Genomic DNA, 12,337 nt, shown 5'->3' on the forward strand with positions numbered 1-12,337 from the left:
TTCCCAACATGATCTTCGCTGCTTTCCAAGATTTTCTCCAAAAAAAATCATCAAAGCCAAAAATTCTCTGTATTATTGGTACTACAGCAAGCGGAAAAACCGATCTTGCCGTACAAATAGCAAAAAAATATAATGGCGAGATTGTGAATGCTGATTCTCGGCAGATGTACAGATATATGCCGATTGGAACTGCCGCACCTACTGAAGAAGAAAAACAAGGTGTTCCTCATCATCTTTTCGAATTTGTCGATCCTTCTCAGGAATGGAATGTCGCCGAATGGAAACCAAAAGCGGTAGAAAAAATTCGTGAAATACTCAAAAGGGGAAATCTTCCGATTTTTTGTGGAGGTACAGGACTTTTTATAAATGCACTTACCAAAAATTTCACGATTCCGAGTATTCCACCACATCCGGAATTTCGTGAAGAAAAAGAAAAAAAATCAGTGGAAGAGCTTTGGAAAGAACTCATGATCAAAGATCCGAAAAGTGCTGAGAAAATTCTCCCCAGCAATAAGCGATATGTCATTCGAGCACTTGAAATTCTCGAATTCAGTGGAGAAAAAAAATCATTCGTTGCCGGACAAAATGACTCTCCGTACGACGCATTTCTTGTCGGAGTGACTTATCCTCGCAAAGAGCTGTATGATCGCATCAATGCTCGAGTGGAAATCATGAAAAAAAATGGATTTTTGCGTGAAGTAGAAGCACTTCTTCAAAAAGGATATTCAGAAAAAAACACTGCTCTGAACGCTCACGGATATCCAGAAGCAATTCGCTTTCTCCGAAATGAAATTTCTGAGAAAGAACTTTGGGAAACCATGAAAAAAAACACCAGAAATTATGCCAAAAGGCAACTGACCTGGTGGAGAAGAGACCCTCGAGTTTATTGGTTCCACTCAAAAACGAAAATTCCTCTTGATATTCATTCGCCAGAGTATTAAGAATAATGTTTTTCTGAAACACACAATGCGACTCATTCCTGCTTCCTGCTTCCTAATTCCTACTTCCTTATTCCTCACCGCCCTCTCCCCACTTGAGTTTCTTTCGGAGCGTTGTGAAATAGCGTTCTTCAGGAAATCGTAAAAACTTCGCGGTCTCATGATAACGCTGAATATGAACGGTATCACCACAGGCAAGTGATTCATGAATTTGTCCATCAAACGTGATCACCGTATCGTCCCTGTTGCAATCAACAATTTCAAGAGAAACAGTTTTATCGGCAGGAACCACAACTGGTTTTTGAGTGAGAGAAAATGGAGCGATTGGGGTTAAAATAAATGCCTGGACTCGAGGGTGAACAATCGGACCTCCTGCAGAAAGATTATATGCGGTGGAACCGGTTGGAGTAGCAAGAATAAGACCGTCTGCCCTGTAACTCGTGAGCAAAACTCCATCGATTTTAGTCGGAAGATTTATAAGTCTCGAAATGGTAGATTGTGATATGACCACTTCATTGAGCGCTAAATACGTCTTCTTTTTCCCAGATTTTTTTCGAATTTCCGCAGAGAGAAGCATTCTTTCATCAATCGTGTAATCTTCATTCCATAACCTGGTACAGGTATCTTCAAGATCCATCGGAGGAACCTCTGAAAGAAATCCAAAATCTCCTGCATTTATTCCAAAAATATAGGTATTAAAACTGCTCAGTTTTCGTATACTGCTCAAAATAGTTCCATCTCCGCCAAGAACAATAAGGAGATCGAGTTTTTCATTTTTGGGCATATCGGAAATATCTTTGAGATCTGTGTGTTCCTTCAGAAGGTGTTCACGTGATTTCTCTGACAAAAAAATTTCTTTGTCACTCTTCAAAAGACAGGAAATAAGATGTTCCAAAATTTCAGGGTGTTTCATCTCCCATCTCGTAGAAATCCCAATTTTATTCATTTTTGATGAAGGTGAGTGCATGGAATATGAAGAGAAAGAAGCTGTCACAATTATAGCGAAAAATCACCTCCATCAAAAATGTTCTTCAGAAAGAAGAAGATCCCATTCTTTCCCAATTTTCTCAGAAATAAGTGATAATTCATATTTTTCTCGAATTATTTTTTCACTTTTTTCTCGAAATTTTTGAAGAAGTTCTGGAGAATTCAGAATCGTAAGAATTTTTTCGGCGAGAAGTTTTGGATCTCTGGGGGAAATAAGAAACTCCGGAAGATCATTTCTGAGGATTTCTTGTGGTCCTCCCAAATTTGAAGCGATAACGGGAACACCGGCTGCCATAGCCTCGAGAAGAACTCGCCCAAACGGTTCTTTTTGAGTACTGGCGTGAATTAAAAGATCAATGCCGGAAAGTGCCTTTTCTGAAGGGAGAAATCCACAGAATTCTCCGGACATTTCCAAGGAGTTTTTTTGTACGAATTCTCGAAGAGTTTTTTCATATTTTTCCGTCGACACATCATAAGAAGAGCTTTTTCCAATGATTTTCCATCGGAGGTTCGGAAGAGATTTTTGAAGAATTTTTACCGCTTCCAAAAAAATATGTTGACCTTTCCATTCATCAATTCTTCCGAGAATAGCGATGGTGGGAAATTCATGAGGTGTTTTCTTATGAGGATTACTTGTAAATTTCTCTGACCTGATCCCATTCGGAATGACACGAATTTTCTCGGGAGAAATGCCTTTGGCTTGAAGATCACTTTCTACGGCATGAGAACAACAAAAAATTTTATCCGCCCGCCCAGCAAACGCCCAAACGGCCCACGAAGGAAATGTGAAATCATGAACAAAAAAGGTGAGTTTTGGCGCTCTATTTCTCGGAATTTTTTTCAGAACATAACTCGCGAGAATGTGAGTGCGAATTGAATTGGTATGGAGAATATCATATGTATTTTTCTCAAGAAATTTTTTAAGCTCATGAGCTGTTCGAAAAAAAGCAGCAAATGTCTTCGGGGAAGGCGGTTTGAGGCGCGGAAAGAGAAATTTCTGAACTCGAATATTCGACGGAATTTTTACAGCAAAATCAGATGAAGTGCTTCCCGTGAGCACCGTTATTGCAAACTTTCTGGAAAGTTCAGGAAAAAGATCGAGAGAAAAAAGCTCAGCGCCTCCGAGAAAGTCAGCAGGATCAAGCCAGAGAATTTGTGATGGCGAGAGAGTCATGAATTATTGTTTCATAGGATCGTAATGGACTATTTTTCTCCTACCGCAACTTTCGCTGGCCATAGCACTTTTCCGTTATACAAAAATCCTTTCTGAAGAATTTTCGTAACTTGTCCTTTCGCTCCATCTTTATCGAGAATAACAGCCTCATGAAGAGCTGGATCAAATGCGATTCCGACCTCACGAATCTGCAAAACTCCCTCTTTTTGAAGCAGATCATAGAGATGCTTCTCAATCGCGAGAATTCCCTGCACCCATTCGTTTCCATTGAGTTCACACGGAAGATTTTGAAGTGCTCTGTCAAAATTTTCCAAACTCGGAAGAATCGCCTGTAAAATATTTCGCGCACTTTCAAACAAGAGCTTTCCCTTCTCTTCCTCTGATCGTCTCCTCATATTTTGAACGTCTGCAAGCGCCCGCAGCAACTGGTTCTTCCCAGATTCCAGTTCCTTTTTCTGCTCATCGAGCATTCCATAAACTTTTTTGAGCTCATCCTCGAGTTCTTGAATTCTCTTTATTTCGTCAGAGGAGGATTGATTCCCTGATGAGTCCTTATGAGTTGTCTTTTTTGCATTGTGGGTATTCTCATTCGTTGTCATTGGGAGATTTATGAAAGAAATCAGAAAAAAGATTCATCATTTCCTGTACTGAAGACTGCTGCTTAGAAGAAGAATTAGAAATATATTCGTTTACATTTTTTTCAAAAAATTCCTGAAAATCAAGGGCTTTCCATTTGGTCGCAGAAACTCCAATTGACGCGGACATCGGGAGAAACCAATCATTCGAGAGGGATTTTAGAAGCGGTGAAAAATGAGTTTTGAGATAATGGGCTTTCGCTTCTCTTTCATCACTGAGAGATGTCGCAATGGCCCAGGCAAAATCGGTATTGACAGTATTTTTTGAAACGGCAAATCCCCATATTTCTCCAATCGTTTCTGGCTGCGCTTTCGTATATTGAGGCATGATCTGTACCTGTAAGTTTTCTTCGCGCAAGTATTCTTTTTTGTACTCCTTCTCAGATCGTAAAAGTTCAAGAATTTGCAGGTACGCTCTCTCATCGCCAAAAACTACTGCAACTTTGCCTTCCACAAACATCTTCAGATCTGAAAATTTAAGATTTTTTGGAAGTGAAGTCCCAAAATTTACAATGTACGTAAGCGCATCCTCAGCATTTTGATTCTCCAAATTTTGCACTTGAGATTGCTCGAGGAGAAGAAGAAAAATGTGAAATGTCTCTGGAAAAATTTGCGGATATCCAATCCCGAATGGAATAATATTTTTTTCTCCAAACTTCAGATATCTCTCAAAATTTTCAGTAATTTCGCTCCAAGTTTTTCCCGGTTTTGCCGCTACAAAAATCCGATCATCCGTAAGCAGCGCTGAATTGGAAATCATCCCTAAAAAATTTCCATATATTGGAGCCGCCCAAACTTTATTATCCGTAACAAAATCTTGAGCGATCGGATGAAAATACTTCTGAATTTCTTCGGGACGAAAAATATTTTCCGGTGCGGGAGCGATTTCGCCTTTTTTTTGAAGCTGATGAAGCAGGAGAGAGTTCGCCAAAAAGATATCGGGCTTCTCTTCTGTCTCAAAAGCCTTTTCAAGTTCGCGAAGATAGATGTCCTCATCAGCAAAGATTTTTGTATTCAGCGTAATATTCGGAAACGCCGTTTCAAGAGATTGAAAATCTTTTTGAAATGCACTTGCAGTCGGATCCATCATCCAGAGAGAAACTTCTATTTTTCCCTCTGTGGGAATATATTTTTTCATATCTTCTTTCTCAAAAGGAGAAATTGCCCCTCCGATATTTTCCGTTGAATTTTCCTTGGAAATAGATGCTGTTTGTCCATAAAAAAGGAGAAAAAACATCGATGAAAGAAGTGAAAAAGGGAATGGGAAATACTCAGCGAAAGAGAGTGCATTTTCTGGAGATTCAAAAGAGAGATTCTCGGATATAAAGGCACTTCCCTGGGGAAACGAGCCCACAAATATCAAAAAACCACAAAGCCAAATCACGACAATCTTCTCAGCAATTGATGAAAGAAATTTGTTTTTTCTTTTCATGAGAAAAGAGAGATTATGATTCTAAAAATTTTTCGTTTAAAAAAGCTCGAGCAGCTTCCAGCGCAAGAATATTCTTGGAATACGGCATTCTCATAGGTCCTAAAATTCCGATAATTCCTTCGATACGAAGTACTGAGTATTTAAAGGCAATGAGAGAACAGAGTCTCATTTCTTCAATAAGATTTTCCGGACCAATAAAGAGCGAAATTTCTTCGGTGATATTCATCTGCTCGAGAGAATGGTGCAAATCCTCCTCAAGCGCTTTGACCACTTGACTTGCAAAATGGACATCAGAGCGGAACTCTGGTTCCCGAAGAATATTTGAAAGCCCAAAAAAGAACGTCTGCTCAGCGCTTGGGACGGTAGCGAATGCAATATTCGGGGTTATTTTTGTAAGAATCGAAATGCAGTCAAAAACTCTCTGATCTGCTATTTTTTCTTCATAATGTACTTTCCGCGCCTGAGAAAACTCATCAAAAACTGTCTTTTTTTGTCGAGGAGAAATCGTGAGATCATTTACATAGAAACGATAGCCTGATGCCGTCGGAATTCTCCCTGATGACGTGTGCGGATGTTCCAAAAAACCATCTTTCTCTAAATCAGCCATCTCATTTCGAATCGTAGCAGCGGAAACGTCCAATTTTTCAAGAGATTGCACCATTTTGCTCCCCACGGGAGTGGCAGTTGAAATAAAATATCGAACAATTGCCTTGAGAATACTTTCTTGTCGTTCTTTCATGCTCGTAGTATAGCAAAGTCATTTCAGGAGTGCCAACAATGAAGGAGGAGTTTAGATTCTGAATTTAAAAGGTCTCCTTCCTATGGGGAGTCTCCTCACGAGAAAGATCAAGCTGCAATCTGAGCTTCTTCTTGACCATGCTCCTGAGATTCGACAATGGTATTCACTATGTTTACAAATTTTTTCACATGCATTTTCCCATTTGTATATGAAATTACAGCATCTTGAAGTTTCTCTTTCTTCTCACCCCCTTCCGAGCAAATATGTTGCATTCCCGCCAAGACTGCTTTCAATTTTTCTTTTTCTGTATAAACATTTAAAAATGCTGAAGCTTTTACTGTTTTTTTTTGCTTGGGAACTTCGATAGGAAACTCGTCTTTGATTCTTTATATTTGCCTCAAGAAAAGCGTTTGTGTACTTTGATGAACCTGAATCAGACATTTGGTGGTAGCCATATGCAACAGCCAAAAACTCTCGCAAATCCAAAAATTCGTTATATTGCTTATCCCTTGCATAGGGATCTCCATCTTTCGGTTCTGAAGATAAAAGTTTCTTTTTTTCTTCCTCGCTAAATTGATACAAATGAGAAAGTTCGTGGGCAAGAATGTTGCGGAGGTAAACATTTCTGTATGCTTCGTCAGGATTTTTTGCAATCAGATCCTTCATAGATTTTGATGTTTCATATGCCGTTTTGTACTCCGTATTATCTCGGAAAACTTCGCTCGATGGAAGTAAGATGCATTGTGCTCCGTCGGGTGCGATTGGAACTTCCAGAGATTGTCCGTTAAATTTTTGGGTATCCGCATCCATTCCGAGAACTTGAGTAAGAATTGACCAATTCTTCTCATTCGCAATCACCACTTTTACACGTCGATTTTGAGTTGGATCTAAATCTCCTTTTACGCGAGCAATATATGCAATATCTTCGGGAGTAAGTGGTTCATCACTATAGACATCGACTCCTGCTGCTGCTAGCATCTTATCCACCCTCTGAGGAATAGACTGTAATTGCTTTTCAAAAGTACTGAATTTTTCTTGAATTCCTTTTGGTTTTCCCTGATTTTTTTCTTGTAAATCCATTTTGGAATCTAAAGGTTGAAGCTGAGTCACTTCACGTCTCGCCAGGGTCTCTGCTCGTGCGACATTATGATCGATCTTCTCCGCTAAAGCGCTTCTTTGCCCTTCAATTCTATCATGAGAATCCTCCAATGACCTCGGCTGATTTGCTTCTCTGAATTTATCTAAGCCAATAACTTTGTTTTCACTTGGGCTGACCATTTTGATTATGTAATTTTTGTTTTATTTTTTCAATTTGCGACTCATCATTTTCTTTTTTTACGAAGACTAGTTTCCCATATGCTTCATCTGCTAATTTCTTTATTTTTGAAGTATAAAATTTATCAATTTCATCAATTTTGACAGTAATTTGTTTCAGTTCTTCCTCGCTTGCAGTTTTGAGTTCCCTCTTGATATCCTCAGAAACTGATTTGTATTCCTTCAAAACTCTATCGATCTGTTGGATTAAGTCATTTACAATGCTCATTTGTTAGAATAACATTCGAATAAATTTCCTTTATTGTCTCAATATGAAAAATAAAAAGTGTCCACTCTGTGGGGAGATTTGTGAGGAGGGGAAAAACACGGTAAAGGCTTATGATCTCACCTTTTGTTCTCAGAATTGTGTAAATAAGTGGAACGAGGAAGTCATTGACCCCGAAAATAAATTCAATTTAAGAGGATATAAATAATTCTACCCATTATACCAAAAACTGGCTTAATTCTCAATGCAAAGCCTTTTTCCGGGCGAGGTTTTAAATATTGGATGAACTTTGTAAGTTTTCTCTCAGAAAATACAAAAAAGCTTCGCACCGTTCTAAAAAATTTGTATAATAGGCACAGTCTCATTTATTTCGTCATTTTACCCATAATTTTATGGCAGCAACTTTTACCGACGCGAATTTTGATGCGGAAGTTCTTCATTCAGATATTCCCGTTCTCGTTGATTTTTGGGCTCCATGGTGTGGTCCATGTCAGATGATGGGACCGATAATTGAAAAATTAGCTGAAGAATATTCAGGGAAGGTAAAAATTGGGAAACTCGATGTTGAGGAAAGTCCAGGGATCGCAGAGAAATACCAAATAATGAGTATTCCGGTCCTGAAAATATTCAAAGCAGGAAAAGTGGTGCAAGAAATGGTCGGCGCGATGTCAGCGGATGCACTCAAACAGAAAATTGATGCACATCTCTGATTTGTGATGATGTGGGGCAACGTCTACTCATAATCTAAAGCAGTCACACCACGAGGCGTGACCCGCACACAACTGACTACTCACTCCTAACTGCTGACTTCCTCTCCGTCTGCCTTTTCAGCGGAGTCTTCTTCGTTCTTCCCTTTTTTCTTAAAAATCTCTCCCCGATAAATCCACACCTTTACTCCAATTGCTCCATAAGTGGTAAGCGCTTTATCTTCGGCGTATGAAATATCTGCACGGAAGGTATGAAGCGGAATTTTTCCCTGCGTAAAAAACTCATTTCTTGCAATTTCTACACCTCCGAGACGTCCAGAAACGTGAATCTTTATCCCCTTTGCTCCAGCTTCCATTGTTTTTTGAATCGCAGCCTTTGCCGCTCTTCGAAAAGCTATTCTTCGTTCAAGCTGTCTCGCAACATTATCTGCAACGAGCGTTGATTCGAGGTCTGGTCTTTTTACTTCCTTTATGGAAATATCAAATCTCTCATTAAACTTGAGGAGAAGTTCTTTCTTGAGATCTTCAACGGCGGTTCCTTGCCTTCCGATAATCACTCCGGGCTTTGCAGTATAAAGAGAAACGTGTGTACTTTTATTGGTACGCTCAATATCAATTCTTGCAATTCCAGCGGATTTTAGTTTCTCCATAAGGTGCTTTCTCACTTTAAAATCCAAATTAATGAGTTTCGGATATTTTTTCTTATCCGCATACCACCTACTGTTCCACGTATGTGTAATTCCGATTCGAAGGCCATTTGGATCAACTTTTTGTCCCATGAAAAAGAAAAAAATGGTAAAAACTATATCCCTACTTCTACACTTATATGTGATGTACGCTTTAAGAGTGGGCTGCTTCTTCCACGCGAATTTGGCATCCAACGCTTATATGTCGCTCCCTTGGTCACTAATATTTTCTTAATGATGAGCTTTGTTTTGTCCTGACCAAAATTATTTTCTGCATTTGCTATTGCGGATTGAATAATTTTTTTGAGAATATCAGCTGGTTTTTTCGGGAGATATTTGAGGAGTAAAAGCGCTTCTTCCACACTTTTCCCACGAACCATCCCTGCAACGAGGTTTGCTTTTTTTGGGGAAATCCGTACTTGTTTGAGGAGAGCTTTCATAGAATATTGCTTTTAAAAATTAAGTGGATGCTGCTGGTTTTGATGGAGTTTGTCCTGTTGACGCCGTTGACGCTGTTGATTCCTCCGAAGACTGTTTTCCTCCATGCATTCTAAACTTTCGAGTCGGAGAAAATTCTCCTAATTTATGTCCCACCATATTCTCGGTTATAAAAACAGGAATATGTTGCTTCCCATTATGAACACCAAATGTGTGCCCCACAAAATCCGGGTGGACTGCTGTTGCTCTTGACCATGTCCTGATGATTTTCTTTTGACCAGTAGCATTCATCTCGTTTACCTTTTTGAGGAGCTTCGGATCTACATATGGGCCTTTTTTTGAACTTCTCGTCATGGGAAAGAATTAAGTGAGAAAGGAAATAGGAAAAGACTAATTTTTGCCTTTTTTTCTTCGAATAATAAACCGTGAAGATGGATTTTTTCTTCTGCGCGTTTTGTATCCGAGTGCAGGCATTCCCCATGGAGTTTTTGGGTGCTTCAAGCCGATAGGACAATGTCCTTCTCCTCCTCCATGCGGATGATCAACCGGATTCATAGACTTTCCGAGTACTTGTGGTCTTCGTCCCATTTTTCGAATTCTCCCTGCCTTTCCAATAACCACATTCATGTGATCTGCATTTGAGACAATACCGACAGAAGCATAGCACTCCTTATGAATAAACCTTACTTCTCCAGAAGGAAGAGTTACCTGTGCCATATCCGCGTCAAGCGACATGAGTTTTGCTGAAGATCCAGCACTTCGCACAATCTGTCCACCTCTCTTCAGCGAAAGTTCAAGATCATGGATATCAATTCCCACTGGAATATTCTTGAGCATCATGCGATTTCCTGTCTGTGGTTTTGTATTTTCTGCTGTCACTACTTGATCTCCCTCTTTGAGTCCTTCTGGTGCGAGAATATAGCGTTTCTCACCATCAGCATAAAAAAGAAGCGCAATAAAAGCAGTCCGATTTGGATCATATTCAATTGAGGCTACTCGTGCGGGAATTTTAAGTTTATCTGTCCTTAAAAAATCAACTCTTCGATAGTGCCTCTTTTCGCCACCGCCTCTATGTCTCGTCGTAATATGACCGTGAACATTTCTCCCCGCAATAGACTTCTTTGGAGTGAGAAGAGATTTTTCTGGTCCTCTTTTTGAAAGCTGAGAGTAATCAATTACTGTCATTTTTCTTCGACCCGGAGTTGTTGCTTTAAACGATTTAACTGGCATAGAGATGAAAATTTACTTTTTTGAAGAAGATTTTTTTACGCTCATAAGTTCAAGACTTTTTCCCATCTGAATCGACACAATAGCTCTTCGTGTCTCTTTTCGCTTTGTTATGCTGCGCCCTTTTCCTCCTGATCGTCCTTTTTTAGGATTTGTAAGGATTCGAACAGAAAGAGGAGTAATACCGTAATATGTTCGAATCGCATTTACCACATCAATTTTCGTGGCATCTTTATGGACGCGAAATGTATGTTTATTGAGTTCCTGAAGTCGAACAGATTTCTCAGTAACGAGAGGGCCGATAAGAACTTGATGTAAATTCATGGTGTTCTATTTCGTGAGAAAAATTTCTTCTGCTTTTTCAAGTGAAGCCTCGAGAAAAAGGAGAGAGTCTGCCCACAAGAGATCTACGACATTGAGATAAGAAACGAGAATTACTCGTACATTCGGAATATTTCGAGTGCTTTTTTCGAAAATGGTATCTGAGCCGGGAAGAACAATGAGAATTTTCTCTTTCACGGGAAGTTTTTTCAGCATTTCGACAAAAATCTTCGTTTTTGGAGTTTTTGAAGAAAATGAATCGAGAACAACAATCTCACTGTCATGAGCTTTTGACGAGAGAGCAGAAAATAAAGCTTCTCTTCTCATTCTCTTTGGCATAAGTTTTTCATAATTTCGCTCTGCTCTCGGTCCAAAAATTACGCCTCCTCCTTTCCAAAGAGGACTCCTGATAGATCCTTGGCGAGATTGTCCTGTTCCTTTTTGTTTATACGGCTTGCGACCTCCACCGCGAACCTCCGAGCGAACAAGAGTAAACGCCGTATCCACACGCTTATTCGAAAGATGTCTCACCATTGCTTGGTGCATGAGACTATTTCGAACGGGGGCTTCGAACATTTCTTTTCGAAGAGTTACCTCTCCTTTCTTTTCTCCCGACTGTGTGTAGAGTGGCGCTTTCATCTTTACTTTTGGATAAACAAAATGGAGTTCTTTGCTCCTGGAAGCGATCCCTTAATTGCGAGAACATTACGCTGAGGATCCACCAGAAGAAGTTGTTTTTTCTTGAGAGTAACGGTGTCACATCCCATTCTCCCCGGCATTCTTTTTCCTTTAAAAACTCGTCCCGGCATCGCCCTCTGTCCCGTTGATCCATGCCTTTTATACTTTGTTCCATGTGTTCTCCGAATAACTTTGAAATGATGTCTCTTCACATTCCCCTGAAATCCCTTTCCTTTCGACACTCCAGTGACTACCACCAAATCATCCTTATTAAAAATATCAACTTTTATCGTGTCATCTACTTTCAACTCCGCTGAAGGAAATTGAAATTCTTTCAGTGTTTTAAATTTTTTCGTCTTGAGCGGTTTCTTAAGAGCCTCAAATCCGAGAACAACAGCACTATATCCATCCTTCTCCTGAGTCCTCACCTGAAAAACCGTGTTGGGATCACAGACCACATACGTAACAGGAACCATAAGTCCCTCATCAGAGATAACTTGTGACATACCGAGTTTTTTTCCGATTATTCCGGGCATGAAAATAAAATTAAGAGAGCTTGTCTTTGCAAATCCAGATTCTAAAACACTTTTCGCCTTTCCCGGAGGAAGACTTGAACCCGAATTTTTTTGCAAGGTCTTGTAAAAGCTTGGAGATTGTAGAGATGTGAAGAATGGAAGTCAAGAAATTCTTTGGGAACGTACATTCTAAAATTATAAGCACCACCCTAGAGATAAAATAAGTTTATATTTTATTTCTAGACATGAAACAAGTTCGCAAGCCAATCAGCTTCAAAGAGCGAGAGGAAATAGAGAGGATGTTAGAAAAGAAAAAGTCG

Annotated in this window: 16 protein-coding genes; 2 read left to right on the forward strand and 14 right to left on the reverse strand. The window is 39.6% G+C overall.

The window, feature by feature from the left end; all coding sequences use genetic code 11:
• The first annotated feature begins 8 nt into the window (after nt 1-8).
• The gene (gene miaA / locus HZA38_06635) at nt 9-941 is read left to right on the forward strand and encodes a tRNA (adenosine(37)-N6)-dimethylallyltransferase MiaA (GenBank protein MBI5415157.1); all 933 of its coding nucleotides are present in this window, start codon (nt 9-11) and stop codon (nt 939-941) included.
• 67 nt (nt 942-1,008) lie between these two features.
• On the opposite strand, the gene HZA38_06640 is transcribed toward miaA, so the two are convergent.
• The 7 genes from HZA38_06640 to HZA38_06670 all read right to left on the reverse strand — a co-directional run bounded on the left by HZA38_06640 (nt 1,009) and on the right by HZA38_06670 (nt 7,448).
• Nucleotides 1,009-1,905 (reverse strand): NAD(+)/NADH kinase, encoded by an 897-nt coding sequence (locus tag HZA38_06640; GenBank protein MBI5415158.1) that lies wholly within the window; start codon nt 1,903-1,905, stop codon nt 1,009-1,011.
• Between the two features lie 51 nt (nt 1,906-1,956).
• On the reverse strand, nt 1,957-3,099 hold the full coding sequence (locus HZA38_06645; protein MBI5415159.1) for a glycosyltransferase family 4 protein: 1,143 nt from the start codon (nt 3,097-3,099) through the stop codon (nt 1,957-1,959).
• Nucleotides 3,100-3,128: 29 nt separating this feature from the next.
• Complete coding sequence (locus tag HZA38_06650) at nt 3,129-3,698, reverse strand: nucleotide exchange factor GrpE (GenBank protein ID MBI5415160.1); 570 nt, start codon at nt 3,696-3,698, stop codon at nt 3,129-3,131.
• On the reverse strand, nt 3,685-5,166 hold the full coding sequence (locus tag HZA38_06655) for an extracellular solute-binding protein (protein ID MBI5415161.1): 1,482 nt from the start codon (nt 5,164-5,166) through the stop codon (nt 3,685-3,687). Before HZA38_06655 ends, HZA38_06650 begins: the two co-directional genes overlap by 14 nt.
• A gap of 13 nt (nt 5,167-5,179) precedes the next feature.
• Entirely contained in the window at nt 5,180-5,905 is a 726-nt protein-coding gene (locus HZA38_06660; protein ID MBI5415162.1) for a hypothetical protein, read from the reverse strand.
• 243 nt (nt 5,906-6,148) lie between these two features.
• Nucleotides 6,149-7,183, reverse strand: a complete 1,035-nt coding sequence (locus HZA38_06665; GenBank protein ID MBI5415163.1) for a hypothetical protein — start codon at nt 7,181-7,183, stop codon at nt 6,149-6,151.
• Nucleotides 7,167-7,448: a hypothetical protein gene (locus HZA38_06670; protein ID MBI5415164.1), complete on the reverse strand. Its 282-nt coding sequence runs from the start codon at nt 7,446-7,448 to the stop codon at nt 7,167-7,169. Before HZA38_06670 ends, HZA38_06665 begins: the two co-directional genes overlap by 17 nt.
• 389 nt (nt 7,449-7,837) lie before the next feature.
• Here HZA38_06670 and trxA point away from each other — a divergent pair, with 389 nt between their 5' ends.
• Entirely contained in the window at nt 7,838-8,155 is a 318-nt protein-coding gene (gene trxA / locus HZA38_06675) for a thioredoxin (GenBank protein MBI5415165.1), read from the forward strand.
• Nucleotides 8,156-8,241: 86 nt separating this feature from the next.
• Here the strand turns inward: trxA and rpsC are convergent, their stop codons facing one another.
• From rpsC to rplC, 7 genes are read right to left on the reverse strand one after another with little or no spacing between them, the layout of a single operon-like run.
• Nucleotides 8,242-8,931, reverse strand: a complete 690-nt coding sequence (gene rpsC / locus HZA38_06680; GenBank protein MBI5415166.1) for a 30S ribosomal protein S3 — start codon at nt 8,929-8,931, stop codon at nt 8,242-8,244.
• 23 nt (nt 8,932-8,954) lie between these two features.
• On the reverse strand, nt 8,955-9,278 hold the full coding sequence (gene rplV, locus HZA38_06685; protein ID MBI5415167.1) for a 50S ribosomal protein L22: 324 nt from the start codon (nt 9,276-9,278) through the stop codon (nt 8,955-8,957).
• Nucleotides 9,279-9,297: 19 nt separating this feature from the next.
• On the reverse strand, nt 9,298-9,630 hold the full coding sequence (gene rpsS / locus HZA38_06690) for a 30S ribosomal protein S19 (protein ID MBI5415168.1): 333 nt from the start codon (nt 9,628-9,630) through the stop codon (nt 9,298-9,300).
• 36 nt (nt 9,631-9,666) lie between these two features.
• Nucleotides 9,667-10,506, reverse strand: coding sequence for a 50S ribosomal protein L2 (gene rplB / locus HZA38_06695; GenBank protein ID MBI5415169.1), 840 nt, complete (start codon nt 10,504-10,506; stop codon nt 9,667-9,669).
• Nucleotides 10,507-10,518: 12 nt separating this feature from the next.
• On the reverse strand, nt 10,519-10,827 hold the full coding sequence (locus HZA38_06700; protein MBI5415170.1) for a 50S ribosomal protein L23: 309 nt from the start codon (nt 10,825-10,827) through the stop codon (nt 10,519-10,521).
• Nucleotides 10,828-10,833: 6 nt separating this feature from the next.
• The gene (gene rplD / locus HZA38_06705) at nt 10,834-11,463 is read right to left on the reverse strand and encodes a 50S ribosomal protein L4 (GenBank protein MBI5415171.1); all 630 of its coding nucleotides are present in this window, start codon (nt 11,461-11,463) and stop codon (nt 10,834-10,836) included.
• Between the two features lie 2 nt (nt 11,464-11,465).
• Complete coding sequence (gene rplC / locus HZA38_06710) at nt 11,466-12,038, reverse strand: 50S ribosomal protein L3 (protein MBI5415172.1); 573 nt, start codon at nt 12,036-12,038, stop codon at nt 11,466-11,468.
• Between the last annotated feature and the right edge of the window lie 299 nt (nt 12,039-12,337).

This window comes from Candidatus Peregrinibacteria bacterium (assembly GCA_016220175.1).
GTDB lineage: Bacteria > Patescibacteriota > Gracilibacteria > CAIRYL01 > CAIRYL01 > JACRHZ01.

What these genes read in the sequence shown, in the direction of transcription:
- miaA (MBI5415157.1), top strand. Translation starts at nt 9, where the DNA reads ATGATCTTCGCTGCTTTCCAAGATTTTCTCCAAAAAAAATCATCAAAG.
- HZA38_06640 (MBI5415158.1), bottom strand. Translation starts at nt 1,905, where the DNA reads ATGCACTCACCTTCATCAAAAATGAATAAAATTGGGATTTCTACGAGA.
- HZA38_06645 (MBI5415159.1), bottom strand. Translation starts at nt 3,099, where the DNA reads ATGACTCTCTCGCCATCACAAATTCTCTGGCTTGATCCTGCTGACTTT.
- HZA38_06650 (MBI5415160.1), bottom strand. Translation starts at nt 3,698, where the DNA reads ATGACAACGAATGAGAATACCCACAATGCAAAAAAGACAACTCATAAG.
- HZA38_06655 (MBI5415161.1), bottom strand. Translation starts at nt 5,166, where the DNA reads ATGAAAAGAAAAAACAAATTTCTTTCATCAATTGCTGAGAAGATTGTC.
- HZA38_06660 (MBI5415162.1), bottom strand. Translation starts at nt 5,905, where the DNA reads ATGAAAGAACGACAAGAAAGTATTCTCAAGGCAATTGTTCGATATTTT.
- HZA38_06665 (MBI5415163.1), bottom strand. Translation starts at nt 7,183, where the DNA reads ATGGTCAGCCCAAGTGAAAACAAAGTTATTGGCTTAGATAAATTCAGA.
- HZA38_06670 (MBI5415164.1), bottom strand. Translation starts at nt 7,448, where the DNA reads ATGAGCATTGTAAATGACTTAATCCAACAGATCGATAGAGTTTTGAAG.
- trxA (MBI5415165.1), top strand. Translation starts at nt 7,838, where the DNA reads ATGGCAGCAACTTTTACCGACGCGAATTTTGATGCGGAAGTTCTTCAT.
- rpsC (MBI5415166.1), bottom strand. Translation starts at nt 8,931, where the DNA reads ATGGGACAAAAAGTTGATCCAAATGGCCTTCGAATCGGAATTACACAT.
- rplV (MBI5415167.1), bottom strand. Translation starts at nt 9,278, where the DNA reads ATGAAAGCTCTCCTCAAACAAGTACGGATTTCCCCAAAAAAAGCAAAC.
- rpsS (MBI5415168.1), bottom strand. Translation starts at nt 9,630, where the DNA reads ATGACGAGAAGTTCAAAAAAAGGCCCATATGTAGATCCGAAGCTCCTC.
- rplB (MBI5415169.1), bottom strand. Translation starts at nt 10,506, where the DNA reads ATGCCAGTTAAATCGTTTAAAGCAACAACTCCGGGTCGAAGAAAAATG.
- HZA38_06700 (MBI5415170.1), bottom strand. Translation starts at nt 10,827, where the DNA reads ATGAATTTACATCAAGTTCTTATCGGCCCTCTCGTTACTGAGAAATCT.
- rplD (MBI5415171.1), bottom strand. Translation starts at nt 11,463, where the DNA reads ATGAAAGCGCCACTCTACACACAGTCGGGAGAAAAGAAAGGAGAGGTA.
- rplC (MBI5415172.1), bottom strand. Translation starts at nt 12,038, where the DNA reads ATGCCCGGAATAATCGGAAAAAAACTCGGTATGTCACAAGTTATCTCT.